This is a genomic window from Sphingomonas fucosidasi (assembly GCF_036663855.1).
In the GTDB taxonomy this organism is placed as follows: domain Bacteria; phylum Pseudomonadota; class Alphaproteobacteria; order Sphingomonadales; family Sphingomonadaceae; genus Sphingomonas; species Sphingomonas faeni_B.
On record NZ_JAXOJR010000016.1, the window covers coordinates 25,942 to 51,955 of the forward strand.

Here is a 26,014-nt window from a genome sequence, read left to right on the forward strand (position 1 = left end):
TCGGGGAGAGGGCCGGGGTGAGGGGCAGCCAAGCAGCACATCGCCCGGAACAGCCCCTCACCCAACCCTCTCCCCGCAGGGGAGAGGGTTTTAAGGGTCAGAGCGGCGACCATGCGACCGGCACTTCGCCTTCTTCCAGTTCCTTCGCCGCGCCCGGGGCTGGCCCGATCGCCTCGATCAGCTGGTCCAGCACCGCCTCGATCCCAGCGCCACTCGCCCCCGAAATCGCCATCACCTCGGCGCCACTGGCTTCCGCCAGCTCAGCCGACAGCGCCGCGATCAGTTCGGGATCGAGCATGTCGATCTTGTTCAGCGCGACGATCACCTTCTTGTCGGTGAGCCCCTCGCCGTAATTCTCCAGCTCGTCGCGGACGATCCGGTACGATTCGGCCACGTCACGGTCGTTCGCATCGACCAGATGCAGCAGCACCCGGCACCGCTCGATATGCCCCAGGAACCGATCGCCGATCCCCGCACCCTCGGCGGCGCCCTGGATCAGCCCCGGAATATCCGCGACCACGAACTCGCGCTGCTTGTGGCGCACCACGCCCAGCTGCGGGCGCGTGGTCGTGAAGGCGTATTCGCCGACCTTCGCCTGCGCGTTCGTCACCTGGTTGATGAAGGTCGACTTGCCCGCATTCGGAAGGCCCACGAGGCCCGCATCGGCGAGCAGCTTTAGCCGCAACCAGACCCATGCCTCGCCGAACGGCCAGCCGGTGCCGTGCTGGCGCGGGGTGCGGTTGGTCGACGTCTTGTAGCTCGCGTTACCGCGCCCGCCGTCGCCGCCGCGGAACAGGACTTCGCGCTGGCCCACTTCGGTGAAGTCGATCAGCACCTCTTCCTTGTCCTCCGACAGCACCTGCGTGCCGAGCGGAACGCGGATGACGAGGTCCTTGCCGCCCGCGCCGGTGCGGTTCGAGCCCGACCCGCCCGAGCCTCGGGGCGCCCGGAAATGCTGCGTATAGCGGAAGTCGATCAGCGTGTTCAGGCCGGCGATGCATTCGAACACGATGTCGCCGCCCTTGCCGCCATTGCCGCCGTCGGGGCCGCCATATTCAATATATTTCTCGCGGCGGAAGCTGACGGCACCGGGGCCGCCCTCACCCGAACGTACGTAGATCTTGGCTTGGTCTAGAAAATGCATCGCCGCCCCATAGCGAAATGGGCAAAAATTTCTACCCTCTGCGATTCGGCTCGCGATTCGTCCCCGATCCGAGCGTGTCAGCAGCGGGGAGGGGTGGCAGCGTCCTTGCTGGCGAGCAGCGCGTCGAGCGCCAGTTCGCGTGCCTTGCCGACCGGCAATCCCAGCGCGCGCGCCATCGGCGCCCCCATCAGTGCATCGCCGAGCGCCATCAGCACCAGCGTTAACGTCTGTTCCTGGATCGGCTGGTCGCCGGGCATGTCGCCCTCCGCGAGTTCGTCGACCAGATCGTGGATCGCGGTGAGAATCGGGTCGAGCGCATCGGTATTCCCCGACAGGATCATCCAGCTGGCGAGTGCCCCCGCGCCGCCCTTGCCGAACGCATCGAAGGTCATCTCGACGACCTCGCGCGGATCCAGCTCTCCGGCTCGTACTCGCAGTACCGCGGCGCCAATCGTGCCGACGATGTCCGCCGCCATCCGCGTGATCAGCGCGGTATGCAGTGCCTCCGCCGAACCGAAATGGTGAAGCAGATTGGCGTGCGTGCGCCCGATCCGGCCCGCGACCGCCTTCAACGTGACCGCGCTGGGGCCGCTCTCGACGAGCAGCGCGCGCGCCGCCTCGACGGCGGCTTCACGCGATTCGGTGGGGGAGAGGCGCTTGCGCGGTGTTGACGTCACGGACCGGGAAACCTATTTACATCAATGTAAGTAACGAGTGTTCATTCCTGTTTGGAGGTTTCCGTGGCGAAAGCAACCACGCCTGCCGATCTGACGATCACCCCGCGCGACCGCCGCTTCGGTCGTGGCGCCGATATCCGTCGCTGGTGGCTGAACGACGATCCCGTCGCGACCGCGTTCTACAACGCGCTGTCGGTGACGTTTCCCAAGGGCGAGGGCTATTTCGTCGACAGCGTCCGGAAGTTTCGCGAGGGCACGCCGCCGAAGCTCCACGCCGAGATCAACGCCTTCATCAAGCAGGAGGTGATCCACACCCGCGAGCATGTCGCATTCAACCGCCACGTGACCGACCAGGGTTATGACGTCGCGCCGCTGATGGCCGATGTCGATGCGCAGTTGGCGATCACCAAGGACAAACCCGAGATTGCGAGCCTCGCCGCGACGACTGCGCTCGAGCATTTCACCGCGATGCTGGCGCACGAACTGATCGCCAACCCGAAGCATCTGGCCGGTGGCGACGAGCAGGCGGCGGCGTTGTGGCTGTGGCACGCAGCCGAGGAGATCGAGCACAAGGGCGTCGCCTACGACACCTGGCTGCACGCGACTCGCGACTGGCCGCGGTTGCTGCGGTGGCGGATCAAGTCGAAGGTGATGCTGATCACGACGTGGCGCTTCTTCACCGGGCGTGCGCGCGGAATGGCGGAACTACTGCGGCAGGACGGACTGACCGGGCCGCGCGTGTGGGCGCGGATGGCGTGGTACGCGTTCGGCAATCCGGGGATGGCGCGAAAAGTCGCGGGTGTGTGGGCGGCCTATTTCCTGCCGGGGTTCCATCCGTGGAAGCATGACGACCGCGCGCTGATCGGGCTGGCGGAGAGCGAGTATGAGGCGGCGGTGCTGCCGGTGGCTAAGCGGGTGGCGGCGGTGGCCTGAGCCTTTTCCCGTCATCCTGACGAAAGTCAGGATCCAGAGCCATTAGCGACTGCACCCGTTACCCTCGATCCTGACTTTCGTCAGGATGACGGAGCTTTGTGGAACATGACTCGCAGGCTGCCAACTGACATCAATCCACCCCGGCGGAGGCTGGAGCCCAATTCGGAGACGGTGCTAACGAGGGACATCGCTCCGTTACTGCAACCTTTCCAATTGGGCCCCGGCCTTCGCCGGGGTGGTGGTAAGTGCTCAGGAAACGGCGGTCTAAATCACGCCGCCAAAGGCATCGGCGCACATCGGTCGTCATCCAGATCCAGCTCGAACATCACCGCCGGCGCCTCGCCACCCCGCCCACGCGATGTCCGCGGCTCGACCCGCCCGGTCGGTCGAAACCCGAGCTTCGCCAGCACGCGCCCCGACGCCGGGTTGTCGACGAAATGAAACGCATCCAGCCGCCGCAGGCCCAGCGCATGCCGGGCGATCGCCACCACCGCCTCGCCAGCCTCGGTCGCATAGCCGCGACCCCAGGCGTCCGGCGCCAGCCAATAGCCGAGCTCATGCCCCGCATCCGCCGCGCGGATACCGATCCCGCCGACGAGTCGCGGCGCGCCCGCTTCCATTGTCTCGATCATGAAATGTGGGTCGTGCGGCCCACGCGGCTGCGCCAGAAACGCCTCGGCGTCGCCCAGCGCATACGGCCAGGGCGCTCGCGCCAGCTTGGCGACCACCGATTGGTGGCCGATCGCCCGCGCCAAAGCAGGCGCATCCTCCGGCCAACCCGGCCGTAACGTCAGTCTCTTGGTGCGCGCGAACACGGCTCTCTCCTATCGCGTCATTGGCTGCGCGCATGCCACGTCGGGATGACGGGACCGCGACAGCCGCGTGGAGGGAGCAATAAAAAAGGGAGCCGGGGTGACCCGTCTCCCTTGTTCAGGTTCGCTTTCGCGACCCGGGTCACCCTGGTGGGCAACCCGGATGGTTACCCGATGTTATTCGGCTGCTACCGGCATCTCTGCCGTGTCGTTCGCTGCCAGCTCGACCGAGCAGAATTTGCGCCCGAGTTTGCCCTGGCTGAACACGACGCGGCCATCGACCAACGCGAACAGCGTGTGGTCGGTACCAATACCGACGTTCGTGCCCGGGTAGAACTTCGTCCCGCGCTGACGCACGAGGATGTTGCCGGCGACGCACGCCTGGCCACCGAACTTCTTTACGCCGAGACGACGACCGGCCGAATCGCGACCGTTGCGCGAAGAGCCGCCTGCTTTCTTATGTGCCATCTGAAGCTACTCCTTATGCCTGAGCGGCCGGGGCGGTGTCGCCCTCGTTGCTCTTGGCGGTCTGGCCACCAACGCTGACGATCTTCAGGATCGTGTGCTGCTGGCGATGGCCGTTCTTGCGACGATAGTTATGACGACGACGCTTCTTGAAGACGATGACCTTGTCCGCCTTCGCCTGCGCGATGATCTCTGCAGCGACGACGAAGCCCTCGACGGACCGCAACTCGGAGCCTTCGCCCGCCAGCAGAACGTCACCCAGCGTCACCGACGCACCTGCATCGCCCTCGATCTTCTCGATGACGATCTTATCTCCGGCGGCGACGCGATACTGCTTGCCGCCCGTGCGCACGACTGCGAACATGGCCCTTGTCTCTTTCCAAATACCTGTACCCCACGAACACAGGGTTCGCCGGGAGAAGCCGGGCAGCTAAGGGAGGGGGGGGGAGTTGTCAACCGCGAAGGGTGCGGACGAGGGCGGTTTTAGGTCGCCCGCAGCATTATGGAGTTAGGTCGTAATCAGAATTGTCTGCCCGCGAAGGCGGGGATCCAGTCTGGGCTCCCGCCTTCGAGGGAGAACACTCTATCTAGGGTCTGGCGATTCGGCTTAGTGCCGATGAACCTGACGCAGCGCATACCGCCCGTTCGCAAAATCGCTGAACAACCCCGAGATCGCCGGATGATCGACCGGCTCGTCGCTTTCGTCGGGTACCAGGTTCTGCTGGCTGACATAGGCGACGTAGCTCGACTCCATGTTCTCGGCGAGCAGATGGTAGAAGGGCTGGTCCTTGCGCGGACGGATGTCCTCGGGAATCGCGGCATACCATTCGTCGCTGTTCGCGAAGACGGGATCCACATCGAAGATCACCCCGCGGAAATCGAACAGCCGGTGCCGCACGACGTCGCCGATCGAGAAATTCGCATGCGAGATCGGCGGCGCGACCACCTCGGCGGGGATAAGCGGGCTCGTGATGTAGTGAGCGATACTGTCGTGTCGGGGCATATCGGCCAATTTAGGGGCTGTTTTGCGCCGCACAAGGAAAACGCGCCGGACTGGGCCCGGACGCTCGAAATCCGCTTGCGTCCCCAGGGTCACTTCATTAGAGGCGCCCCTTCGACCGATCGGAGGCGCTGTTCGCAGTGTTTTGGATGACCTGCGGAGAGGTGGCAGAGTGGTCGAATGTACCGCACTCGAAATGCGGCGTACCCGCGAGGGTACCGTGGGTTCGAATCCCACCCTCTCCGCCATTTATTTCTGACATCGCTATATAAACTGCCCCTTGGGCGCGGCCGTCCCCGGCCGCGATTGCGCGTGTATCGAACTATGCCTTGGACAGTCGATCCTGCACGCGTCTCCCGATCGCGTCGCCGGTACGACTGTCAGATTTCAAAGCTCCAAGGCGCGATTCTATTCGGGTTCGGCCACTGGCGGTAGGCAACGGAGTGACTTGGTAGTTGCAACCTGTCGCGCCGGATAGTGTAGCCCAAGCATAGAATGTCGGAAGAACCGGGCTGGACAAGCAAACGCCCGGGCCGTTGCCGACCCGGGCGCCTGCGTGACGATCGCTCGTCAGCCCCCATTTTTGCGCTTTCGCTCAGCACCTTTGGTGCGGCGTAAAAGCAGTCCCCGAACCACGGCCGTTGCCTGTGTCTCAGCAAGGTTTTTGCTAGTTATATGAGCGGGCTTTGTCACGGTATTTGCGCGTCTGGCGGCACGATTGGATAAGCCCTGTGGCGATTACGCAACATACCAATCTAACCATCGGGCAAGATCATGCCCAGCACGCCGCGATCCCAACTCGCGTTCCGGCTCGCCTCCCCACGCTCGCGCTGCTTTGCGCGGCTGTCTCGCATGTGTTGCCTCGCACGGGGACGCGTCCTAGAGCCTGAGCATAGTTTCCCTAACGATCGAACCCGGCTGCCCATGATCCTGTCCCGCTACGAACGGATGATAGCCCGTCGCTATCTGTTGCCGGGCAAAGGGGAGGCGTTCATCTTTCTCGTCGCCTCGATCAGCCTGGTCGCGGTAATGCTCGGCGTCGCCGCGCTCGTCATCGTGATGAGCGTCATGAACGGCTTCCGCGCCGAACTGTTCGACAAGATCGTCGGGCTTAATGGCCATGCGGTGGTGCAGGGCGTCGGCGGCCGTCTGCCCGATTGGCGCGAGATCGTCGCCCAGGCGCGGGCGACCCCCGGCGTGACCAGCGCGGTGCCGTTGATCGAGCAGCCGCTCGCCGCCACCTATAACGGCCGCGCCGAGGCGGTGATGGTGCGCGGGATGCGCGTCGACGACATCCGCCGCAACTCGACGATTCGCGAAAAGGTGCTGATGGGGTCGCTCCAGTCGATCACGGCGGGCAGTGGACGGATCGCGATCGGATCACGGTTGGCAGAGTCGCTCGGCGCGCAGGTCGGCTCCGATATTTCGCTGTTCAGTCCGCAGGGGCAAACGACCCCGTTCGGCACGGTCCCGCGGATTGTCAGCTATACCGTCGGCGCGATCTTCGAGATCGGCGTCTACGACTATGACAAAGCCTATATCATCATGCCGATCGAGGATGCGCAGACGCTCCTTCTGATGGGCGACGCGGCCGGGATCGTTGAGGTCAATACGGTCGATCCGGACCGGGTCGGTGAAATTCTCAAGCCGCTGGCGGACAAGGTCGGCGGGCGCGCCGTCATCCAGGACTGGCGGATGATGAACGCGCAGCTGTTCGAGGCGCTTGCGGTCGAACGCGTCGCGATGTTCACCGTGCTGTCGATCATCATCCTGGTCGCGGTGTTCAACATCCTGTCGTCGCTGATCATGCTGGTCCGCGCCAAGACGCGCGACATCGCGATCCTGCGCACGATGGGCGCGACGCGCGGCTCGATGATGCGGATCTTCATCGTCGTCGGCACTACGATCGGTGCGCTGGGAACGCTGGCGGGGCTGGGGCTCGGCTTCATCTTCCTGTTCTACCGCCAGGGGGTCGTGAACTTCGTCCAGCTCGTCACCGGCCAGAATTTATGGGATCCGTCGATCCGCTATCTGACCGAACTCCCGTCGAAGACCGACCCCGTCGAGATCATCGTGATCGCTTTGATGGCGCTGATCTTCAGCTTCCTCGCGACGCTCTATCCGGCCTGGAAAGCGGCGAGTACCGACCCCGTGCAGGTGCTGCGTTATGAATGAAGGTCTCAGAATCGATCGCCAGATCGAGAAGTTCGACGATTACGTCCTCCAGACCAGCGGACTGACCAAGAGCTTCACGCAGGGCGGCGCGACCATCGACGTGCTGCGCGGCGTCGACCTCGCGATCGCACCGGGCGAGATCGTCGCGCTGCTCGGACCGTCAGGGTCGGGCAAGTCCACGCTGTTGCAAGCCGTGGGCCTGCTCGAAGGCGGCTTCCAGGGATCGATCAGGATCGCCGGTACCGAGGCGGCCAAGCTCAACGCGCATGAGCGCACCGTGGTGCGGCGCGACAGCCTCGGCTTCGTCTACCAATTCCATCACCTGCTGCCGGACTTCAACGCGACCGAGAACGTCGTCCTCCCGCAGCTCGTCCACGGCGCGACGCGGGCCGAGGCGGACCGGCGGGCGGCGGAATTGCTTACCCAGCTCGGCCTCGGCCATCGCCTGACGCACCGCCCGAGCCAGCTGTCGGGTGGCGAGCAGCAGCGCGTCGCAGTCGCCCGCGCGCTCGCCAACAAGCCCGCGCTGGTGCTGGCAGACGAGCCGACCGGCAATCTCGACGAGCATACCGCCGACATCGTCTTCGCCGAGTTCATCCGCCTGGTCCGCGAACAGGGCACTGCCGCGGTGGTCGCGACGCATAACGAGCGGCTCGCGGCGCGGATGGACCGCGTGCTGCGGCTTCACGAGGGACGGCTGGCGTGACCTGGGGCGAGACGCCGACGCTCGTCGGGCGTCACGTCACGCTCCGCCCGCTGGTCGCCGACGACATGGACGCGCTGGTCGCCGCGGCGTCGGCGGACAACCTCTGGGACACGTTCTACGCCAACGTCGCGATGATGAAGACGCCGGATCGCTGGCTCGCCGCCGCGATGCGCGAACAGGATTTCGGGCGCGCGCGGCTGTTCGCGGTGGTCGCCGACGGGACTGTCGTCGGCACCACGCGGTTCATGCGGATGAACGAGAGTAACAAGCGGCTCGAAATCGGCGGCACTTTCTATGCCAAGGCCGTTCAGCGCACCGGCGTCAACACCGAGGCCAAGCTGATGTTGCTGACTCACGCCTTCGATTCGCTAGGCTGCGAATGCATCCAGATCCGCACCGACTCGCTCAACAAGAATTCTCAGCGCGCGATCGAACGACTCGGCGCAAAGCGCGATGGCATGTTGCGCGGACACCAGGTCATGGCCGACGGCCGCTTGCGCGACACGGTGGTCTACAGCATCCTCTGCCACGAATGGCCGGGCGTGCGTCAGAACCTTGCGTATCTGCTGGCCCGACACCCCGTCTGACTGCCGCCTGACTTGAGGACCCGCCCATGACCGCGATCACCGACTTCACCGTGAAGACCGCCGACGGCAGCGCGGCGTCGCTGGAGCCGTATCGCGGCAAGGTGCTGCTGATCGTCAACACCGCGTCGAAATGCGGCTTCACGCCGCAATATGAAGGCCTCGAAGCGCTCCACCGCATCTATGCCGAGCGCGGGTTCGAGGTGCTGGCGTTCCCGTGCAACCAGTTCGGCGGGCAGGAGCCGGGCGATGCGGCGGAGATCGCGAATTTCTGCACGCTGACGTACGACGTGACGTTCCCGGTGTTTGCGAAGATCGACGTCAACGGGGCAGGGGCGGACCCGCTGTTCGAGCGCCTGAAATCCGACGCGCCGGGCGTGCTGGGGTCGAAGGCGATCAAGTGGAACTTCACCAAATTCCTCGTCGGGCGGGATGGGGCTGTTGTGGATCGCTACGTCCCAACGACCAAACCCGAGGATATCCGCAAGGATATCGAGAAGCTGCTGTAACGATCTGCCCCCACCCCGGCGAAGGCCGGGGCCCAATTGGGAGACAGCAGTGAAGTCCGCTGCGCTCCGTTACTACAACCTCTCCAGTTGGGCCCGGCCTCCGCCGGGGTGGTGTAGTATGGGGCCGGCTGCGGATACCAAGAGCAAGCTGGTTCCCCCGCGAAGGCGGGGGCCCAGACTGGACTCCCGCCTTCGCGGGAGAACATTCTAGACCGAAAACGCCGGCGCCCCCCTCTTGTGCGCCAGCGCCGAAGCAACCGAAGCCACCCCACCAAACAAGAAGCTGATCCCCAACACATACCCCGGCAACGTCAACGCCGACCAAGGCAGCGTCGCCAGCACGATCACCGCCAGCACGATGTCACCACCCCCAGCGCGATCATCAGCCCCTTGCCCCGCCGAAACCGCGCCCCGAGCCCGATCTCCAACGCGCCCCGCACGCCAAGCCAAACCGCAATCAGCAACGTCAGCGAAATCGCGCCGGTAGCGGGCTCGAACGCCATGATCAGCCCGATCACCAGCGACACCAGCCCAAACCCGATCGCATAGCCGCGCCCTTCATGCCCCTTGCCGGCAAACCCCGACACGATCGACACGATCCCGGCCGCAATGAGAAACGCCCCGATCACCAGCGTCGCGGCATAAGTCGCGGAAAACGGCGACACGAACGCCATGATCCCGAGCACCACCGACAGCACGCCGTAAGCCAGGATCCACCCCCAGCCGGAGCCCGCCCGAGGCGTCCCCGCCGCCGTGGCTTCAGTCTCGGCAAAGCGCCCGCGTGGATCGGTCATAGATAATGCTCCCAGAAGTCCCCGCCGCAACGGCTCGTCGTGTCCACGGTTCCGATCGGACTCATCCCGGCTGGTCGAATCACGCCGCAGCGCCTACCTCTGGTCGATGCATTCCGGTTACGTCCCCCTCCGCGTTTTCTCCTGCTACACCATGCTCGACGGCGCCATCGATCCCAAGGCGATCGCCAAGCAGGCGCGCGCGCTGGGCTTTCCCGCCGCGGCCCTTACCGATCGCAACGGGCTCTACGCGGCGATGGCCTATTCGGACGCCGCCAAGAAGGACGGCGTGCAGCCGATCATCGGTGTGATGCTCGGCGTCGGTCGCCCCGACATGCCCGACAGCGTCGCGACGCAGTTCGACTGGATCGCGCTCTACGCGCAGAACATGACGGGTTACGACAACCTCTGCGCGCTCGTCTCGATGGCGCATCTCGACCGCCCGATCGAGATGCCCGCGCATGTCGACTTCGCCGCGCTGGAACGCCACACCGACGGCCTGATTGCACTGACGGCAGGCGGCGAGGGCGGTCTCGCCCGGCTGTTCGCGGAAGGCCAGCCCGACCGCGCCCGCGCGTATCTCGATCGCCTCCAAGGCCTGTTCGGCGACCGCCTCTACATCGAACTCTCGCGTCGCAACGACGCCACCGAGATGGCCGCCGAGAACGACCTCATCGACATCGCCTACGAACGCAATTTACCGCTCGTCGCGACCAACCCATGCTGCTTCACCGAGAGCGCGTTCGGCGACGCGCACGACGCCATGCTCTGCATCGCACACTCGACCTATGTCGAAACCGAGGACCGCATCCGCAGCTGCCCCGAAGCGTGGATGAAGCCCGCGCCGATGATGCACGAGATGTTCGCCGACCTGCCCGAGGCGATCGCCAACACGCTCGTCGTCGCCCAGCGCTGCGCCGTGATGGCGCCGTACCGCAAGCCAATCCTCCCCAGCCTCGCCGGCGATATCGAAGGCGAGGCCAAGCTGCTCCGCGACGACGCCGAAGCCGGTCTCGAAGCGCGTCTCGCCCGCATCACCGAACTCCACGGCGAAGGCGAGGACGGCTGGCGCGAGGTGTATCGCAAGCGGCTCGCGTTCGAGGTCGACGTGATCGTCCAGATGGGCTTTCCCGGCTATTTCCTGATCGTTGCGGACTTCATCAAATGGGCGAAGGATCACGACATTCCGGTCGGCCCGGGCCGCGGCTCGGGCGCAGGCTCGGTCGTCGCCTGGTCGTTGACGATCACGGACCTGGACCCGATCAAGCTCGGCCTGCTGTTCGAGCGCTTCCTCAACCCGGAACGCGTGTCGATGCCCGATTTCGACATCGATTTCTGCGAAACTAGGCGCGTCGAGGTGATCCGCTACGTCCAGGAGAAATACGGCCGCGATCAGGTCGCGCAGATCATCACCTTCGGGAAACTGAAAGCGCGAGCGGTGCTCAAGGACACCGGTCGCGTGCTGCAGATGAGCTACGGCCAGATCGATCGTCTCGCCAAGCTGGTTCCGAACCACCCGACCGACCCCTGGACGCTGGAACGCGCGCTCAACGGCGTCGGCGAACTCGCGAAGGAATACGCCAACGACAACGGCGTCCGGAAGCTCCTTGATCTGGCGATGAAGCTGGAAGGCCTGCCGCGCCACTCGTCGACGCACGCCGCCGGCGTCGTGATCGGCGACCGGCCCTTGGCGCAGCTCGTCCCGCTGTACCGCGATCCGCGCTCCGACATGCCCGTTACGCAGTTCGACATGAAATATGTCGAGGGCGCGGGCCTCGTGAAGTTCGATTTTCTCGGGCTCAAGACGCTGTCGGTGCTCCAGAAGGCGGTGCAACTGCTCGCCAAGCGCGGGATCGTCGTCGATCTCGACGCGCTCGAATGGGATGATGCCGGCGTCTACGCGCTCCTGCAAAAGGGGGACACGGTCGGCGTGTTCCAGCTCGAATCGGAGGGCATGCGCCGCACGCTGTCCGCGGTGCGCCCGTCCAATTTCGGCGACATCATCGCGCTCGTGTCGCTCTATCGACCGGGCCCGATGGACAACATCCCGGCGTTCGGCCGCCGCAAAAACGGCACCGAGGCGATCGACTATCCGCACCCGCTGCTCGAACCGATCCTGTCGGAGACCTACGGGATATTCGTTTATCAGGAGCAGGTCATGCAGGCCGCGCAGGTGCTGGCGGGCTTCTCGCTAGGCGGCGCCGATCTGCTGCGCCGCGCGATGGGCAAGAAGGTTAAGGCCGAGATGGACGCGCAGCGCGCGGGCTTCGTCGAGGGCTGTCTCACGGTCAACGGCATCAAGAAAGCCGAGGCGAACGCGCTGTTCGACTTGATCGACAAGTTCGCCGGCTATGGTTTCAACAAGAGCCACGCCGCCGCCTACGCGCTGCTCGCCTACCAGACCGCGTGGCTGAAGGCGCACCACCCGCACAAATTCTTCGCCGCCTCGATGTGCTACGACCTCCACCAGACCGACAAGCTCGCGATCTTCACCGACGACATGCGCCGCCTGGGTATCACGGCGCTGCCGCCCTGCATCAACGCGAGCCAGGCCGAGTTCGACGTCGAGGAGAAGGATGGCGAATTGGCCGTCCGCTACGCGCTCGGGGCGCTCAAATCGGTAGGCGAAGGCGCAATGGAGAAGCTCATCGTCGAGCGCGTCCAGAACGGCCCGTTCGCCGGCCTCGACGATCTCGCCAAGCGAGTCGACCCGCGCCTGCTCAACAAGCGCCAGCTCGAGACGCTCGCCGCCGCCGGCGCGTTCGACTCGTTCGAGCCCAACCGCGCCGGCATCCACGCCACCGCCGAAACGATCCTAGCGATCGCCGCGCGCACGCACGAACAGAAGACCAGCGGGCAGGGCGGTCTCTTCGGTGACGCCGAGCCCGCCGGCGACGCGATCAAGCTCCCCCCCTCGGTCCGCTGGACGCTCAGCCAGCGCATGGACCAGGAAAAGGAGGCGTTCGGCTTCTATTTCTCCGCGCACCCGGTCGATCGCCACCGCCACATCGCCAACAGCCACGGCGCTCGCGCCTACACCGCGCTGTCCGAGCTCAACATCCCCGACGACGGCAGCCGCGCCGGCGCGACGATGGCGGTGCTGGTCGAGGACGCGCGCTACCGCACCTCCGCGCGCGGCAAGCGCTTCATGATGGCGCAATGCTCGGACGCCAGCGGCCAGTTCATGGCGACCTGCTTCGACGAACAGGTCTCGCGCGACCTCGAAGAGGCGGCGAAGGCCGGCGGCTGCGGCCTGATCACCGTCGAGCTCGATCGCAAACCCGGCGAGGACACGCCCCGCGTCAGCATCAAGCGCATCCAGCCGTTCGAAGGCCTCGCCAACCTCGCCCGCTTCCAGGTGGTCGTGACCATCTCCGACATGACCGCGTTCGCCGGCCTAGCATCGCTGCTCGCCGAGCATCGCGGCGCCCGCGGCGAGGTGCGAGTCCGCGCGCAACTCCCCGATGGCGAGGTCTGCATCCTGCTCGGTCGCGACTTCCTGCTCGACGGAGAGCTTGTCGAGCACATCGAGTCGTTGCACGGTGTCGCCAAGGTGGAGATGAAGACCTCGGAAACGAGGCTCGCTCTGGTCGGATAACAGCTTGGGAGAGCGAGAATGCTGGGTGGAATGCAGGATTTCGAGCTTCGTGTTCCCCGCCTGATTGATCATGCGGCGCGCGAACACGGCGCGAGGGAACTCGTCAGCTACTGGGCCGACGGCCGCGAGACGCGGACGAACTGGGCCGGCATCTCCCGCGACGCCCGCAAACTCGCCCAGGCGCTCGAAAAACTGGGTGTAGCGCCCGGCGACCGGGTCGCGACGCTGGCGATGAACCACGCGCACCACCTCGTCGCCTGGTACGGCACGATCGGCATGGGCGGCGTGATCCACACGATCAACCCGCGCCTGTTCGACGAACAACTCGTCTACATCGCCAACCACGCCGAAGACCGCGTGATGCTCTACGACAAGGCCTTCCAGCCGCTCGTCGATCGCCTCCGCGGCCAGTGGACCAGCGTCCGCCACTTCATCTGCTTCGACGATCTCGGTCCCGATGGCTTCCAGGCGATGCTCGACGCGGAAGATGGCGAGTATGAGTGGGTCGAAGGCCCGGAGCGCGAGCCCTGCATGCTCTGCTACACCAGCGGCACCACCGGAAATCCGAAGGGCGTCCTCTACACGCACCGCTCGACGATGATCCACGCAATGGCCGAGGTCGCGCCCTGGGTGTTCGATCTGTCCCCCAACGCAGTCGTGCTGCCGGTCGTGCCGATGTTCCACGCCGCCGCCTGGGGCCTGCCGTTCGCCTGCGCGCTGTCGGGGGCGAAGGTCGTCTATTCCGCGGTCAACGATCCCGCCGTGCTGTGCCGCCTGATGAACGACGAGAAGGTGACGCATTCCGCCGGCGTGCCGACCGTCTGGCTGGCGATGTTCGGCCACATGGACTCGACCGGCGACGCGCCCGCGCACCTGAAGCTCGTTACGATCGGCGGCTCGGCGGCGCCGCGCGCGATGATCGACCGAATCATGGCGATGGGGGCCAGCGTCAAGCATCTCTGGGGCATGACCGAGACCTCGCCGATCGGCACCGCCGGCTTCGCGCCGCCGCACTGGGACGACATGACGCACGACGAGAGGCTCGATCTCGTCACTAAACAGGGCAGCGTCCCCTTCGGCATCGAACTTCGCATCATCGACGACGAAGGCGTGGTCCTCCCCCGCGACGGCTCGATCGCCGGCCGGTTGCAGGTCCGCGGGCCGTGGGTCGTCCAACGCTATTTCGGCGCCGACGAGGACGCGGTCGACGCGGAAGGCTGGTTCGACACCGGCGACGTCGCGATGCTCCACGCCGACGGCACGATGCAGATCACCGACCGCTCGAAGGACGTCATCAAGTCCGGCGGCGAATGGATCAGCTCGGTCGACCTGGAGAACGCCGCAGTCGGTTGCCCGGGCGTCGCGGAGGCGGCGGCGATCGGCGTGCATCATCCCAAGTGGGACGAGCGCCCGCTGTTGCTCGTCGTCCGCAAGCCTGGCAGCGACGTGAGTCAGGCCGCGATCCGCGAGCACCTGTCGCAACACGTCGCCAAATGGTGGCTCCCCGACGCGATCGTCTTCGTCGAAGACCTCCCCCACACCGCGACGGGCAAACTGCTGAAGACGGCCCTCCGCGAACGCTTCAAGGACTTCGCGCTGGCCGCCGCCTGACGTCCCCTTCGTCTTACTTCCCCCCTCCCTGGAAGGGAGGGGCCGGGGGTGGGTCGGCCCGCCTGAGCCCGAACGTCCGAGCATGCGGAACCCGACCCACCCCCAACCCCTCCCTTCCAGGGAGGGGAGAAAGCGCGCGACGCAACGACGGAGCGCATTTCCCATCGGCTCGTGAAACGCCCGACGGGCCACTCACCCTTGTTCTCCCGCGAAGGCGGGAGCCCAGTCTGGATCCCCGCCTTCGCCGGGAAACAAGGTTTCTGCCGCGAAAGAGATCTGGACCCTTACCCCAACACACCAATTCATTTCGCACTTGCACAATTCTTACGATCCGGCAGCTTGTCACAATGACAGTGGCCCCTCCGATCATCCGAACCGGCGCGAACGAGGCCAACGCCGTCACGCTGCCCGCCCGGCCGGAAGCGCTCCGCCTCGACCCCGCCGAAACCGCGGTCGTCGTGATCGACATGCAGAACGCCTACGCCTCCCCCGACGGCTACGTCGACACGGCCGGCTTCGACATCGCCGGTTCGGCCGCTACCATCGCCCGGATCGCCAAGGTCCTCGACACCGCCCGCGCAGCGAAAATGCCCGTCGTGTTCCTCCAGAACGGCTGGGACCCGGACTATATCGAGGCCGGCGGCCCTGGCTCGCCCAACTGGCACAAGTCCAACGCGCTCAAGACCATGCGCGCGCGCCCCGAACTCCATGGCCAGTTCCTGGCCCGCGGCGGCTGGGACTACGAGATCGTCGATGCGTTGAAGCCGCAACCCGGCGACATCCGCGTCCATAAAACCCGCTACAGCGCGTTCTTCAACTCACAGCTCGACAGCGTCCTGCGGTCGCGCGGCATCCGCAACATTGTCTTCGTCGGCATCGCCACCAACGTCTGCGTCGAGAGCACGCTGCGCGACGGCTTCCACCTCGAATATTTCGGCGTGATGCTGGAGGACGCGACGCACCATCTCGGTCCGCCCGAGATGCAGGCGGCGACCGTCTACAACGTCGAGAAGTTCTTCGGCTGGGTCAGCACGGTAAGCGATTTCTGCGGTTCGTTCGGGCAACTCCCAGCGTGAGAGACCACCCACATCCGTTCGTGCTGAGCGAAGTCGAAGCACCGCCACTACCCATGCCCTTCGACTTCGCTCAGGGCGAACGGAGGTAAAAGGAACTCAGATGCCGTTCGAAGCCATCAACCCACCCCAGTTCCCGACCCCGATCGCGCCCTATTCCGCCGCTGCGAAAGCCGGCAACACGGTCTACGTCTCGGGCGTGCTGGCGCTCGGCGAGGGTGGCATCGTCCTCCACCCCGGCGACGCCGCCGCCCAAACGCGGGCCGTTCTCGACACCATCAAGACCACGCTCGAAGCTGCCGGCGCGACGCTGGCCGATGTCGCCTTCAACCACATCTTCCTGAAAGACCTCGCCGACTACGCGGCCTTCAACGCGGTCTACGCCGAGTATTTCCCCGGCCCCAAACCCGCGCGCTACTGCATCAAGACCGACCTCGTGAAGCCCGAGTGCCTCGTCGAGATCGCCAGCATCGCCCACCTCGCCTGATGGCAATCGCGGGCGGCATCCACTGGGAGGAACACGGCCAGCCCGACGGCCCCGCGATCCTCTTGTCGAGTGGCCTCGGCGGATCGGGCACCTACTGGCAGCCCAACCTAGCCGCCCTCGGCACGCACCACCGCGTCATAACCTACGACCACCGCGGCACCGGCCGCTCCGACCGCCATATCCCCGGCGACCTCACCGTCGAGGCGATGGCCGCCGACGTCGTAGCGCTCATGGACGCAATCGGCCTCGATCGGTGCACCTTCATAGGCCACGCGCTCGGCGGCCATATCGGCCTCGCGCTCGCGCTGTCCGCGCCCGAACGGCTCGACCGCCTCGTCGTCATCAACGGCTGGGCCAAGCTCGACCCGCACACCGCGCGCTGCTTCGACACGCGCCTCGCGTTGCTGAGCGACAGCGGCCCCCGCGCGTATCTCCACGCCCAACCGCTGTTCCTCTACCCGCCGCAATGGATCTCCGACCACCACGACCGGCTCCAGGACGAGGAGGAGGACATGCTCGCGCATTTCCCCGGCGCGGAGATGATCCAACGGCGCGTGGCCGCGGTCCGCCGGTTCAACATCGCCGGCCGGCTCGACGAGATCCGCGTGCCGACGCTGCTGGTAGCCTCCGACGACGACATGCTCGTGCCGCCGTCCGCGTCCGAAAAGCTTGCCGCGGGCATCCCCGGCGCGCAGTTTGCCCGGATGGCGGCGGGCGCACACGCCTGCAACGTGACGCGTGCGGAGCATTTCAACTTGTGGCTGCTCGACTGGCTCGACGGCGAATAGGAGCGGCATATGCAGGTCGGCGTCTTCGTTCCCATCAACAATAATGGCTGGCTGATCAGCGAAAACGCGCCGCAGTACAAACCGAGCTTCGACCTCAACAAGGCGATCGCGCAGGCGGCGGAGAAGCACGGCCTCGACTTCCTGCTGTCGATGATCAAGCTGCGCGGGTTCGGCGGCAAGACCGAGTTCTGGGATTACGGGCTGGAAAGCTTCACGCTGATGGCCGGGCTCGCCGCCGTCACCGAGAAGATCAAGATCTACGCGACCTGCGCCACGCTGCTCGTCCCGCCCGCCTACGCCGCGCGGATGTGCAACACGATCGATTCGATCAGCCACGGGCGGTTCGGCCTCAACCTCATCACCGGTTGGCAGCCGCCCGAATACACGCAGATGGGTATGTGGCCCGGCGACGAGCATTTCCGCAACCGGTACACGATGCTCGACGAATACGCCCATATCCTCCGCGAGCTGTGGGAGGAGGGGACATCCGATTTCAAGGGCGACTATTACCAGATGACCGACTGCCGCGTCTGGCCCAAGCCGACCGGCGACATGAAGATCATCTGCGCTGGATCGTCCGACGACGGCTTGGCGTTCTCGGCCAAATGGGCGGACTATGCCTTCTGCCTTGGCAAGGGCGTCAATACCCCGACCGCCTTTGCGTTCAACAACGAACGCCTAGCCGTTGCGACCGCGAAGACGGGCCGCGACGTGCAGATCTTCGTCCTGATCATGATCATCGCCGCCGAAACCGACGAAGAGGCGATGGCGAAATGGCAGCACTACAACGCCGGCGTCGACGTCGACGCGATCACCTGGCTGATGGACCAGGGCGCGAAGGACACGCACAACAAGGACACCAACGTCCGCCAACTCGCCGCCCCCGAAGGTGCGGTGAACATCAATATGGGGACATTGGTAGGCTCGTACGAAAGCGTCGCGCGCATGCTCGACGAGATGGCCGCGGTCCCCAACACCGGCGGCGTGTTGCTGACCTTCGACGATTTTCTCGAGGGCGTGGAGGCATTCGGCACCCGCATCCAGCCACTGATGAAAAGCCGCGAGAACTTGGAGGTCTAGGCAGCGTCGAGGACCAGCAAAAAAGCCTGTTTCCCCGCAAAGGCGGGGACCCAGACTGGACTCCCGCCTTCGCGGGAGAACAGTCTTGTTACGAGACGGGGAGGATCACGCTACCCGAGGCGTCCGCTTCGCCCTACGGATCCGCGGCTCCGCGATCATGTCCGCCGCCGCCTTGATCTCCTGCCGAAGCTCATCCCGCTTCTCGTGGATCGACGCGATCACCGGGCCCATCGCCACCCCGAGATCGACCAGCACCGCCTCCGCCAGCTGTAGCGAACTCTCCAGCGTCTCCGGTACCGCGTCGGTCACGCCAGCCCGGTACAGTTCCGCCGCATGCGCCGTATCCCGAGCGCGCGCCACGATCGGCAGGTCGGGTGCCAAGGCCCGCACCCGCCGCGCCAGCCGCACGGTCAGCACGGGATCGTCCATCGTCAGGATCAACGCCTTGGCGGTGTGCAGCTTCAGCCGATCGACCAGTTCCGGGCGCGCCACGTCGCCGAACAGCACCGGATGGCCCTGCGCACGAGCGGCTTCGACCGAGTCGATATCAGCTTCCACCGCGACGTACTTCTGCCCGTGGACGGCGAGCATGTCGGCTACCATCCGGCCGACCCGACCAAAGCCGATGACGACCGTCCCGGGTCCGTCGTCGTCGATCTCGACGTCGCCAGCGTCCGCGACCGAGCGGCTCTCCAATTGCCGCGACACGGTGCGGCCGAGCTTCGCCAGCAACGGCGTAATCGTCAGGCCGATCGCGGTGACCGTCTGCCAGAACGACGCGGTCGACGGCAGGATCAGCTGCGCCTGTGCGGCCGTCGCAAGCACGATCAGCGTCGTCTCGGACGGGCTCCCCATCAGGAGTCCGGTCTCCGCCGCAACACCTCGGCGGGAATTGGCGACGCGGAGGAACAGGAACGTGACGACGGCCTTGGTCACGACCACGCCGGTCACCGCAAGCAGCAGCGATGGCCAGTTCTGCGCGATCAGCCGGAGGTCGAGGCTCATGCCGACGGTGATCAGGAACACGCCGAGGGCGAGGCCCTTGAATGGCGCGGTGATGACCTCGACCTCGCTGTGATATTCGGTTTCCGCGATCAGCAGCCCCGCCAGCAACGCGCCGACGATCGGCGACAGCCCGGCGGCGGTGGTCGCGACGCTGGCGACGATGACGACCAGCAGCGATGCGGCGAGGAACAGCTCCGGGCTCTTGGTCCGCGCCGCCTGTCCGAACAGCCGGGGTAATACGACCCGCCCGCCAATATACATCGCGACTACGGTCAGCCCGCCGCGCAGTGCGACGCCGGCGATGTTCGACCAGCCGTCCGCGCTCGCGGTGGGTGCCAGCGCACCGAGCACGAAGATGATTGGCACCAGCGCCAGATCCTCGAACAACAGCATTGCAAAGGCACCTCGGCCGACCGCGCCGGTGGTGCCCACCAGTGGGAGGACGAGTGCAGTGGACGACAAAGCCAGCGCAAACCCGAGCCCTATCGCGCCGGCCCATTCTTGGCCGATGAAGTGGAGCGCGACGCCGATGATCAGCGCCGACCCGATCAACTCGGCCGCGCCGGTGCCGAACACCAGCCGTTTCATCGACCACAGGCGCTTGAAGGAGAGTTCGAGGCCGATCGAGAACAGCAGCAGGATGATCCCGAACTCGGCGAACGGCTCGATCGATTCCGGGTTCGAGATGGTGAGATAATACAGCCACGGCACGGAACCGGTGAGCGAGCCCAATCCGGCGGGGCCGACCAGCAGGCCGACCAGGATAAAGCCGATGACCGGGCTTACCCGGAACCGCGCGAACGCGGGAATGACAAGCCCGGCCGCGCCGAGAATGACGAGCGCGTCGCTGAAACCTTGATTGTCGAGCCGTAATGCCATGCGATCGACCTTAGGGGACGCATGACGGATTTGTCACCCGTGGTGTCGTTTCGGCGGCCGGTAAGACGTCTACGACGGATGGGTGTGGTTCGCCACGTCGCCGCGGCCGCGCGTCATCCTGACGAAAGTCAGGACCCAGAGCCAAAAACGTCAGCGTCTGTAATCCTGGGTCCTGACTTTCGTCAGGATGACGGGAAGCAGAAAGCCCCGCTCCCGTTTCCGGAAGCGGGGCGTCAGATCAGGCCCAGTTGGCCATCTCGGTCTCAAGGTTCGACCGGACCTGCTCGAAGAACTGCTCGGTCGTCATCCAGGGCTGGTCCGGACCGATCAGGATCGCGAGATCCTTGGTCATGTGGCCGTCTTCGACCGTCTTCACGCAGACGCGCTCGAGGGTCTCGGCGAACTTCGTCACGTCGGGCGTGTCGTCGAACTTGCCGCGATACTTCAGGCCACCGGTCCACGCGAAGATCGACGCGATCGGGTTGGTCGAGGTCGCCTTGCCCTGCTCGTGCATGCGGAAGTGACGCGTGACGGTGCCGTGCGCCGCCTCGGCCTCCACCGTCTTGCCGTCCGGGGTCAGCAGGATCGAGGTCATCAGGCCGAGCGACCCGAAGCCCTGTGCGACCTGGTCCGACTGGACGTCGCCGTCATAGTTCTTGCAGGCCCAGACGAACTCGCCGTTCCACTTCAACGCCGATGCGACCATGTCGTCGATCAGGCGATGCTCGTAGACGATGCCCGCTTCCTTGAACTTGTCCTTGAACTCGGCCTCGAACACCTCGGCGAACAGATCCTTGAAGCGGCCATCATAGGCCTTGAGGATCGTGTTCTTGGTCGACAGGTACACCGGCCACTTCAGGTTGAGGCCGTAGTGCATCGACGCGCGTGCGAAATCGCGGATCGAGTCGTCGAGGTTGTACATCGCCATCGCGACGCCGGCCGACGGGAACTGGAACACCTCGCGGTCGATGACCGTGCCGTCGTCGCCTTCGAAGACGAGGCGCAGCTTGCCGGGGCCGGGGACCAGATAGTCGGTCGCGCGGTACTGATCGCCGAATGCATGACGGCCGACGACGATCGGATGCGTCCAGCCCGGGATCAGGCGGGGGACGTTCTTGATCACGATCGGCTCGCGGAAGATCGTGCCGCCGAGAATGTTGCGGATCGTGCCGTTCGGCGACTTCCACATCTTCTTCAGACCGAACTCGGTCACGCGCTGTTCGTCGGGCGTGATCGTCGCGCACTTCACCGCGACGCCGTGCTTCTGCGTGGCGAGCGCGCTGTCGATCGTGACCTGGTCGTCGGTCGCATCGCGGTGCTCGACGCCGAGATCGTAGTAATCAAGCTGGATATCGAGATAGGGCTTGATCAGGCGTTCGCGGATCCATTCCCAGATGATCCGGGTCATCTCGTCGCCGTCGATCTCCACGATCGGATTCTTTACCTTGATCTTCGCCATATCCGGGTCCTTCGGGGGAGGGGTTTGGGGAGCGTCTAGGGGAGCACGCCGCGGCGATCAACCACCCGGCAGCGGCCCGGTGAGCATTGCGCAACCGTTGGCGCTGTAAGGAAAAGCCGGTTCATCGTTGTATCGCGCGTCAGGCACGGATAGACCCGCGGGTTATGGCATCGCTCGACAAGCCGCCCGTCACGACCTCCACGGTCAAATGGCGATTTCCCGCAGTCCATCCGGAAGGCCACAAATACGTCGCGATCGCGACCGGCATCACGCTGCTGCTGACGATCGTTAGCCACGTGCTGTTCTGGCCGATGGTCGGCGTTGTGATATGGGTCGCGACGTTCTTCCGCGATCCGATCCGCACGACACCGCAGGGAGAAGGGCTGATCGTCGCCCCCGCCGATGGCCTGATCACGATGATCCAGCGCGTTCCCATCCCGCGTGAGCTGGCCGGTGAGAACGGTCTCGGCGACGCGCCGCTGGTCCGCATCTCGATCTTCATGTCGGTGTTCGACGTGCATATCAATCGCACGCCGATCGCCGGGACTATCCGCCAAGTCGTTTATATCTCGGGCAAGTTCCTTAACGCCGACCTGGACAAGGCGAGCGACGAGAACGAGCGCCAGCATTTCGTGGTCGAGGACCGTCATGGCATGCGGGTCGGCTTTACGCAGATAGCCGGCCTGGTGGCACGGCGTATCCTGGGCTTCGTGAAGGCCGGCGACATGGTCGCGGCCGGCCAGCGCATCGGGCTGATCCGGTTTGGCAGCCGCGTCGACGTGTACCTGCCCGATCATGTCGTACCGCAGGTCTGCCTCGGCCAGCGCAGCATTGCAGGCGAGACCGTCCTTGGTCGCGTCGGTGGTGTTCCGGTCGGTGGTGTCGCGCAATGATCGGTCGCGACGAGATCGATCACGGTTCGACCGACTCACGCGGTCGCGGAAAGTTCGGTCGCACCCGCCGGGCGCCGCGCGGCCTTCCGCTGCGCGCGGTCGCACCCAATGCCGTAACCGCACTGGCATTGTGCTCAGGCCTGAGCGGCGTGCGATTTGCGATCGGCGGCGAGTGGCAAAGCGCCGTCGCGATGATCATGGTCGCGGGCGTGCTCGACGGCCTCGACGGCCGGATCGCCCGCATGTTGCACGGCGAGAGCCGTTTCGGCGCCGAGCTCGACTCGCTGTCCGACGCGATCTCGTTCGGTGTCGCGCCCGCACTGATCGTTTATCTCTGGTCGCTGGCCGCGCTACCGCGCGTTGGCTGGATCTGCTCGCTGATCTTCGCGGTGTTCTGCGCACTGCGTCTCGCGCGCTTCAACGCCAAGATCGACGAGAGTCACCAGCCGCACAAATCGGCCGGTTTCCTCACCGGTGTTCCAGCTCCTGCCGGCGCCGGCTTGGCACTCATGCCAATGTTCTTCTGGTTCTGGACCGACGAGCCGAAGTTCGCGTCGCCCTATTTCGTTGCGCCGTGGGTCGCGTTCGTCGCGCTCCTGATGGTGTCGAGTATCGCCACTTATTCGTGGAGTTCGGTCAAGCTCCGCAGCAACATCCGGTTCGAGGCCATCGCGCTCGTCGTGTTGCTCGGCGCCGCGATCGTGAGCGCACCTTGGCATACGCTCAGCATCATCTGCGTGCTGTACCTGCTTTCGATGCCGTTCAGCATCGTGAGCTACGCCAAGATCAGGCGGCAGCGTTCCAGCGGCGGGCGGGTACCGGAGCCGTCGTCGACGCCCAGCGCCTGACAGCGATCCGGCGCTCCGCCACGGCCAGCGTCCGGAGCGGCTGGAACGCCGGCTCGACGTTACCCATGACAAGCCGTACGATGCGGTCCCATTGCGGCGCGATCGACGAGACGATCATCATGCTCGCGACCGCGAATGCACCAGCAAAAATCATGAAGCTCAGAACCAACATTACGTCCGCCTTCCTATGAGTTGCGAACAAATTCTTAATGTCCGCAAACACTTGGTCAGAAACTTCGTTCCGTTCGTCGCATTTTGAATCCGGCTATACCGGTTCGAATCAGCGCCGAGTCGAACATCTGTTCCCCGTTGAGCCCTTTATGTTCTCATTGCGTTCCTCGAGTCAAGCGCGCCGCGTGCGATTGCCTTTCCCACAAAGCCACGCTAAGGGCCGCGCCTCTAACCCCGCATGGGAGGCATCATAGCCCGGTGCGTCACGGTCATTCGGCCACGACGTCATCCGCTTCCCAGAGGCACAACCGGAAGGATATATCCCTATGGCGGCTCCAGTCGTCTCCATGCAGCAGCTCATCGAAACGGGCGCGCATTTCGGCCACCAGACTCATCGGTGGAACCCCAAGATGAAGCCTTACATCTTCGGTGATCGTAACGGCGTGCACATCCTCGACCTTTCGCAGACCGTGCCGCTGTTTGCGCGCGCGCTCGAATTCGTCTCGTCGGCTGTTGCCGGTGGTGGCAAGGTCCTGTTCGTCGGTACCAAGCGCCAGGCGCAGGAGCCCGTCGCGGACGCTGCGCGTCGTTCGGGCCAGCACTTCGTCAACCATCGCTGGTTGGGCGGCATGCTCACCAACTGGAAGACCATCTCGGGTTCGATCAAGCGTCTCAAGACGCTCGAGGAAATGCTGTCGGGCGACACCGTCGGCCTGACCAAGAAGGAAGTCCTTCAGCTCACCCGCGAGAAGGACAAGCTTGAGCTTTCGCTCGGCGGCATCCGCGACATGGGCGGCATTCCCGACGTGATGTTCGTGATCGACGCGAACAAGGAAGAGCTGGCGATCAAGGAAGCGAACACGCTGGGTATTCCCGTCGTCGCGATCCTCGATTCGAACGTGTCGCCGGACGGCATCGCCTTCCCGGTTCCCGCGAACGACGACGCAGCCCGCGCCATCCGCCTGTACTGCGAGGCGATCGCGATCGCAGCGACGCGCGGCGGCCAGGAGCAGCAGCGCCGCACCGGTGCCGATGTCGGCGCGATGGTCGAGCCGCCGAAGGAAGAGGCACTGAGCGCAGAGCCGACCGTCGAAGCTACGGCTGACACGGCGCAGGCAACCGCGAATGCCGATACCGCTGCAGAATTCGCAGCCGAGGGTGAGCGCCAGATCGACGCATAAGCGTCGTCGCCGAACCGTCATGCGGGCGGGGTAGGGCGAAAGCTCTGCCTCGCCCGCAACCATATTCAGACCTAAAAAGGAATAAAATCATGGCCGATATCACGGCAGCAATGGTCAAGGATCTGCGCGAGAAGAGCGGCGCGGGCATGATGGATTGCAAGAAGGCGCTGAGCGAGAACGCCGGCGACATGGAGCAGGCAATGGATTGGCTGCGCACAAAGGGGCTCGCAGCCGCCGCCAAGAAGTCCAGCCGCACCGCGGCCGAGGGCCTGGTCGGCGTCGCCGTGTCGGGTACCAGGGGCGCAGCGGTCGAAGTCAATTCGGAGACCGATTTCGTCGCCAAGAACGACCAGTTCCAGTCGTTCGTCCGTGACGTCACGCAGATCGCGCTCGCAACGGGCGGCGACATCGAGTCGCTGAAGTCGCAGGCGATGCCATCGGGCAAGACCGTCGAGGAAGTCCTGACGAACAACGTCGCGACGATCGGCGAGAACCAGTCGCTGCGCCGCTCGCGCACGCTGGAAGTCAGCAAGGGTGCGGTCGTTCCGTACATCCACAACCAGGCGGCACCCGGCCTCGGCAAGATCGGCGTTCTCGTCGCGCTCGAGTCGGAGGCTTCGGACGAGGTTCTCCAGGCGCTCGGCAAGCAGCTCGCGATGCATATCGCAGCGGCGTTCCCGAAGGCGCTGAACGAAGCCGACCTCGACGAGTCCGAGATCGAGCGCGAGCGCGCGATCGCGACCGAGAAGGCCGCCGAGTCGGGCAAGCCCGCCGACATCATCGCCAAGATGGTCGAGGGCGGCATCGCCAAGTACCGGAAGGAGCATGCTCTGGTCAGCCAGCTGTTCGTGATGGACGGCAAGACCAAGATCTCCGACGTCGTCGCCAAGGCCGGCAAGGATGCGGGCGCCGAGATCAAGCTGGTGGACTATGTCCGCTTCCAGCTCGGCGAAGGCATCGAGAAGGAGCAGTCCGACTTTGCAGCCGAGGTTGCTGCTGCTTCGGGTGTGCCACAGGCGTAAGCCATCCTTTTCCTTCTCCCTCCGGGGAGAGGGAAGGGGCCCGCGGCCACTTGGCCGTGGGAAGGGTGAGGGGAGTGGTCGGGTCTCGAACCTCACGCCCCCTCATCCGGCCCTGCCGGGCCA

The 26,014-nt window shown here is 65.1% G+C and carries 25 protein-coding genes and 1 tRNA gene; 16 read left to right on the forward strand and 10 right to left on the reverse strand.

Annotation, left to right across the window (positions count from 1 at the left end):
- Window positions 1–97: 97 nt before the first annotated feature.
- Both obgE and U1737_RS19935 read right to left on the reverse strand, forming a co-directional pair.
- Complete coding sequence (obgE, locus tag U1737_RS19930; RefSeq protein ID WP_056055836.1) at window positions 98–1,144, reverse strand: GTPase ObgE; 1,047 nt, start codon at window positions 1,142–1,144, stop codon at window positions 98–100.
- Window positions 1,145–1,221: 77 nt separating this feature from the next.
- Window positions 1,222–1,821: a TetR/AcrR family transcriptional regulator gene (locus U1737_RS19935; RefSeq protein ID WP_248522930.1), complete on the reverse strand. Its 600-nt coding sequence runs from the start codon at window positions 1,819–1,821 to the stop codon at window positions 1,222–1,224.
- A 63-nt stretch (window positions 1,822–1,884) separates the two neighbouring features.
- Here U1737_RS19935 and U1737_RS19940 point away from each other — a divergent pair, with 63 nt between their 5' ends.
- Window positions 1,885–2,754, forward strand: a complete 870-nt coding sequence (locus tag U1737_RS19940; protein ID WP_332798004.1) for a metal-dependent hydrolase — start codon at window positions 1,885–1,887, stop codon at window positions 2,752–2,754.
- Window positions 2,755–3,023: 269 nt separating this feature from the next.
- Here U1737_RS19940 and U1737_RS19945 read toward each other — a convergent pair whose 3' ends face one another.
- The 4 genes from U1737_RS19945 to hspQ form a co-directional block, all read right to left on the reverse strand.
- On the reverse strand, window positions 3,024–3,569 hold the full coding sequence (locus tag U1737_RS19945; RefSeq protein WP_248522932.1) for a GNAT family N-acetyltransferase: 546 nt from the start codon (window positions 3,567–3,569) through the stop codon (window positions 3,024–3,026).
- A 174-nt stretch (window positions 3,570–3,743) separates the two neighbouring features.
- Window positions 3,744–4,034, reverse strand: coding sequence for a 50S ribosomal protein L27 (rpmA, locus tag U1737_RS19950; RefSeq protein ID WP_132738101.1), 291 nt, complete (start codon window positions 4,032–4,034; stop codon window positions 3,744–3,746).
- A 13-nt stretch (window positions 4,035–4,047) separates the two neighbouring features.
- On the reverse strand, window positions 4,048–4,395 hold the full coding sequence (gene rplU, locus U1737_RS19955) for a 50S ribosomal protein L21 (protein WP_107963253.1): 348 nt from the start codon (window positions 4,393–4,395) through the stop codon (window positions 4,048–4,050).
- Between the two features lie 243 nt (window positions 4,396–4,638).
- Complete coding sequence (hspQ, locus tag U1737_RS19960; protein WP_332798024.1) at window positions 4,639–5,034, reverse strand: heat shock protein HspQ; 396 nt, start codon at window positions 5,032–5,034, stop codon at window positions 4,639–4,641.
- A gap of 155 nt (window positions 5,035–5,189) precedes the next feature.
- Here hspQ and U1737_RS19965 point away from each other — a divergent pair.
- From U1737_RS19965 to U1737_RS19985, 5 genes are all read left to right on the forward strand, one after another.
- Window positions 5,190–5,279, forward strand: a tRNA-Ser gene (locus tag U1737_RS19965).
- Window positions 5,280–5,955: 676 nt separating this feature from the next.
- Window positions 5,956–7,206 carry a lipoprotein-releasing ABC transporter permease subunit gene (locus U1737_RS19970; RefSeq protein WP_332798005.1) on the forward strand — a complete coding sequence of 417 codons (1,251 nt, stop codon included), beginning with the start codon at window positions 5,956–5,958 and terminating at the stop codon, window positions 7,204–7,206.
- Window positions 7,199–7,912, forward strand: a complete 714-nt coding sequence (locus U1737_RS19975) for an ABC transporter ATP-binding protein (protein ID WP_332798006.1) — start codon at window positions 7,199–7,201, stop codon at window positions 7,910–7,912. Before U1737_RS19970 ends, U1737_RS19975 begins: the two co-directional genes overlap by 8 nt.
- Window positions 7,909–8,499: a GNAT family N-acetyltransferase gene (locus tag U1737_RS19980; protein ID WP_332798007.1), complete on the forward strand. Its 591-nt coding sequence runs from the start codon at window positions 7,909–7,911 to the stop codon at window positions 8,497–8,499. Before U1737_RS19975 ends, U1737_RS19980 begins: the two co-directional genes overlap by 4 nt.
- Before the next feature lie 26 nt (window positions 8,500–8,525).
- Entirely contained in the window at window positions 8,526–9,005 is a 480-nt protein-coding gene (locus U1737_RS19985) for a glutathione peroxidase (protein WP_332798008.1), read from the forward strand.
- A gap of 344 nt (window positions 9,006–9,349) precedes the next feature.
- On the opposite strand, the gene U1737_RS19990 is transcribed toward U1737_RS19985, so the two are convergent.
- A complete protein-coding gene (locus U1737_RS19990; RefSeq protein WP_332798009.1) occupies window positions 9,350–9,799 on the reverse strand; it encodes an HdeD family acid-resistance protein in 450 nt (149 codons plus the stop codon).
- Window positions 9,800–9,950: 151 nt separating this feature from the next.
- On the opposite strand from U1737_RS19990, the gene dnaE reads away from it, so the two are divergent.
- From dnaE to rutA, 6 genes are all read left to right on the forward strand, one after another.
- Window positions 9,951–13,394: a DNA polymerase III subunit alpha gene (gene dnaE / locus U1737_RS19995; RefSeq protein WP_443027166.1), complete on the forward strand. Its 3,444-nt coding sequence runs from the start codon at window positions 9,951–9,953 to the stop codon at window positions 13,392–13,394.
- 18 nt (window positions 13,395–13,412) lie between these two features.
- The gene (locus tag U1737_RS20000) at window positions 13,413–15,005 is read left to right on the forward strand and encodes a long-chain fatty acid--CoA ligase (protein WP_332798011.1); all 1,593 of its coding nucleotides are present in this window, start codon (window positions 13,413–13,415) and stop codon (window positions 15,003–15,005) included.
- 347 nt (window positions 15,006–15,352) lie between these two features.
- Window positions 15,353–16,081, forward strand: coding sequence for a pyrimidine utilization protein B (gene rutB, locus U1737_RS20005; RefSeq protein WP_332798012.1), 729 nt, complete (start codon window positions 15,353–15,355; stop codon window positions 16,079–16,081).
- 100 nt (window positions 16,082–16,181) lie between these two features.
- Complete coding sequence (locus U1737_RS20010; RefSeq protein ID WP_332798013.1) at window positions 16,182–16,565, forward strand: Rid family hydrolase; 384 nt, start codon at window positions 16,182–16,184, stop codon at window positions 16,563–16,565.
- Window positions 16,565–17,353 (forward strand): pyrimidine utilization protein D, encoded by a 789-nt coding sequence (rutD, locus tag U1737_RS20015; protein ID WP_332798014.1) that lies wholly within the window; start codon window positions 16,565–16,567, stop codon window positions 17,351–17,353. Before U1737_RS20010 ends, rutD begins: the two co-directional genes overlap by 1 nt.
- 9 nt (window positions 17,354–17,362) lie before the next feature.
- Window positions 17,363–18,433: a pyrimidine utilization protein A gene (gene rutA, locus U1737_RS20020; protein WP_332798015.1), complete on the forward strand. Its 1,071-nt coding sequence runs from the start codon at window positions 17,363–17,365 to the stop codon at window positions 18,431–18,433.
- A 105-nt stretch (window positions 18,434–18,538) separates the two neighbouring features.
- Here the strand turns inward: rutA and U1737_RS20025 are convergent, their stop codons facing one another.
- Window positions 18,539–20,317, reverse strand: a complete 1,779-nt coding sequence (locus tag U1737_RS20025; protein ID WP_332798016.1) for a cation:proton antiporter domain-containing protein — start codon at window positions 20,315–20,317, stop codon at window positions 18,539–18,541.
- Between the two features lie 238 nt (window positions 20,318–20,555).
- Window positions 20,556–21,776 carry an NADP-dependent isocitrate dehydrogenase gene (locus U1737_RS20030; protein ID WP_332798017.1) on the reverse strand — a complete coding sequence of 407 codons (1,221 nt, stop codon included), beginning with the start codon at window positions 21,774–21,776 and terminating at the stop codon, window positions 20,556–20,558.
- Window positions 21,777–21,940: 164 nt separating this feature from the next.
- On the opposite strand from U1737_RS20030, the gene U1737_RS20035 reads away from it, so the two are divergent.
- A complete protein-coding gene (locus tag U1737_RS20035; protein ID WP_248525203.1) occupies window positions 21,941–22,669 on the forward strand; it encodes a phosphatidylserine decarboxylase in 729 nt (242 codons plus the stop codon).
- A complete protein-coding gene (locus tag U1737_RS20040) occupies window positions 22,666–23,517 on the forward strand; it encodes a CDP-alcohol phosphatidyltransferase family protein (protein WP_332798018.1) in 852 nt (283 codons plus the stop codon). The genes U1737_RS20035 and U1737_RS20040 overlap by 4 nt, the downstream gene beginning before the upstream one ends.
- On the opposite strand, the gene U1737_RS20045 is transcribed toward U1737_RS20040, so the two are convergent.
- On the reverse strand, window positions 23,456–23,689 hold the full coding sequence (locus U1737_RS20045) for a hypothetical protein (protein WP_332798019.1): 234 nt from the start codon (window positions 23,687–23,689) through the stop codon (window positions 23,456–23,458). The two genes, U1737_RS20040 and U1737_RS20045, sit on opposite strands and share 62 nt — an antisense overlap.
- A 325-nt stretch (window positions 23,690–24,014) precedes the next feature.
- Here U1737_RS20045 and rpsB point away from each other — a divergent pair, with 325 nt between their 5' ends.
- On the forward strand, window positions 24,015–24,869 hold the full coding sequence (rpsB, locus tag U1737_RS20050; protein WP_248525206.1) for a 30S ribosomal protein S2: 855 nt from the start codon (window positions 24,015–24,017) through the stop codon (window positions 24,867–24,869).
- 89 nt (window positions 24,870–24,958) lie between these two features.
- Window positions 24,959–25,891: a translation elongation factor Ts gene (tsf, locus tag U1737_RS20055; RefSeq protein ID WP_248525207.1), complete on the forward strand. Its 933-nt coding sequence runs from the start codon at window positions 24,959–24,961 to the stop codon at window positions 25,889–25,891.
- The last annotated feature ends 123 nt before the right edge of the window (window positions 25,892–26,014 follow it).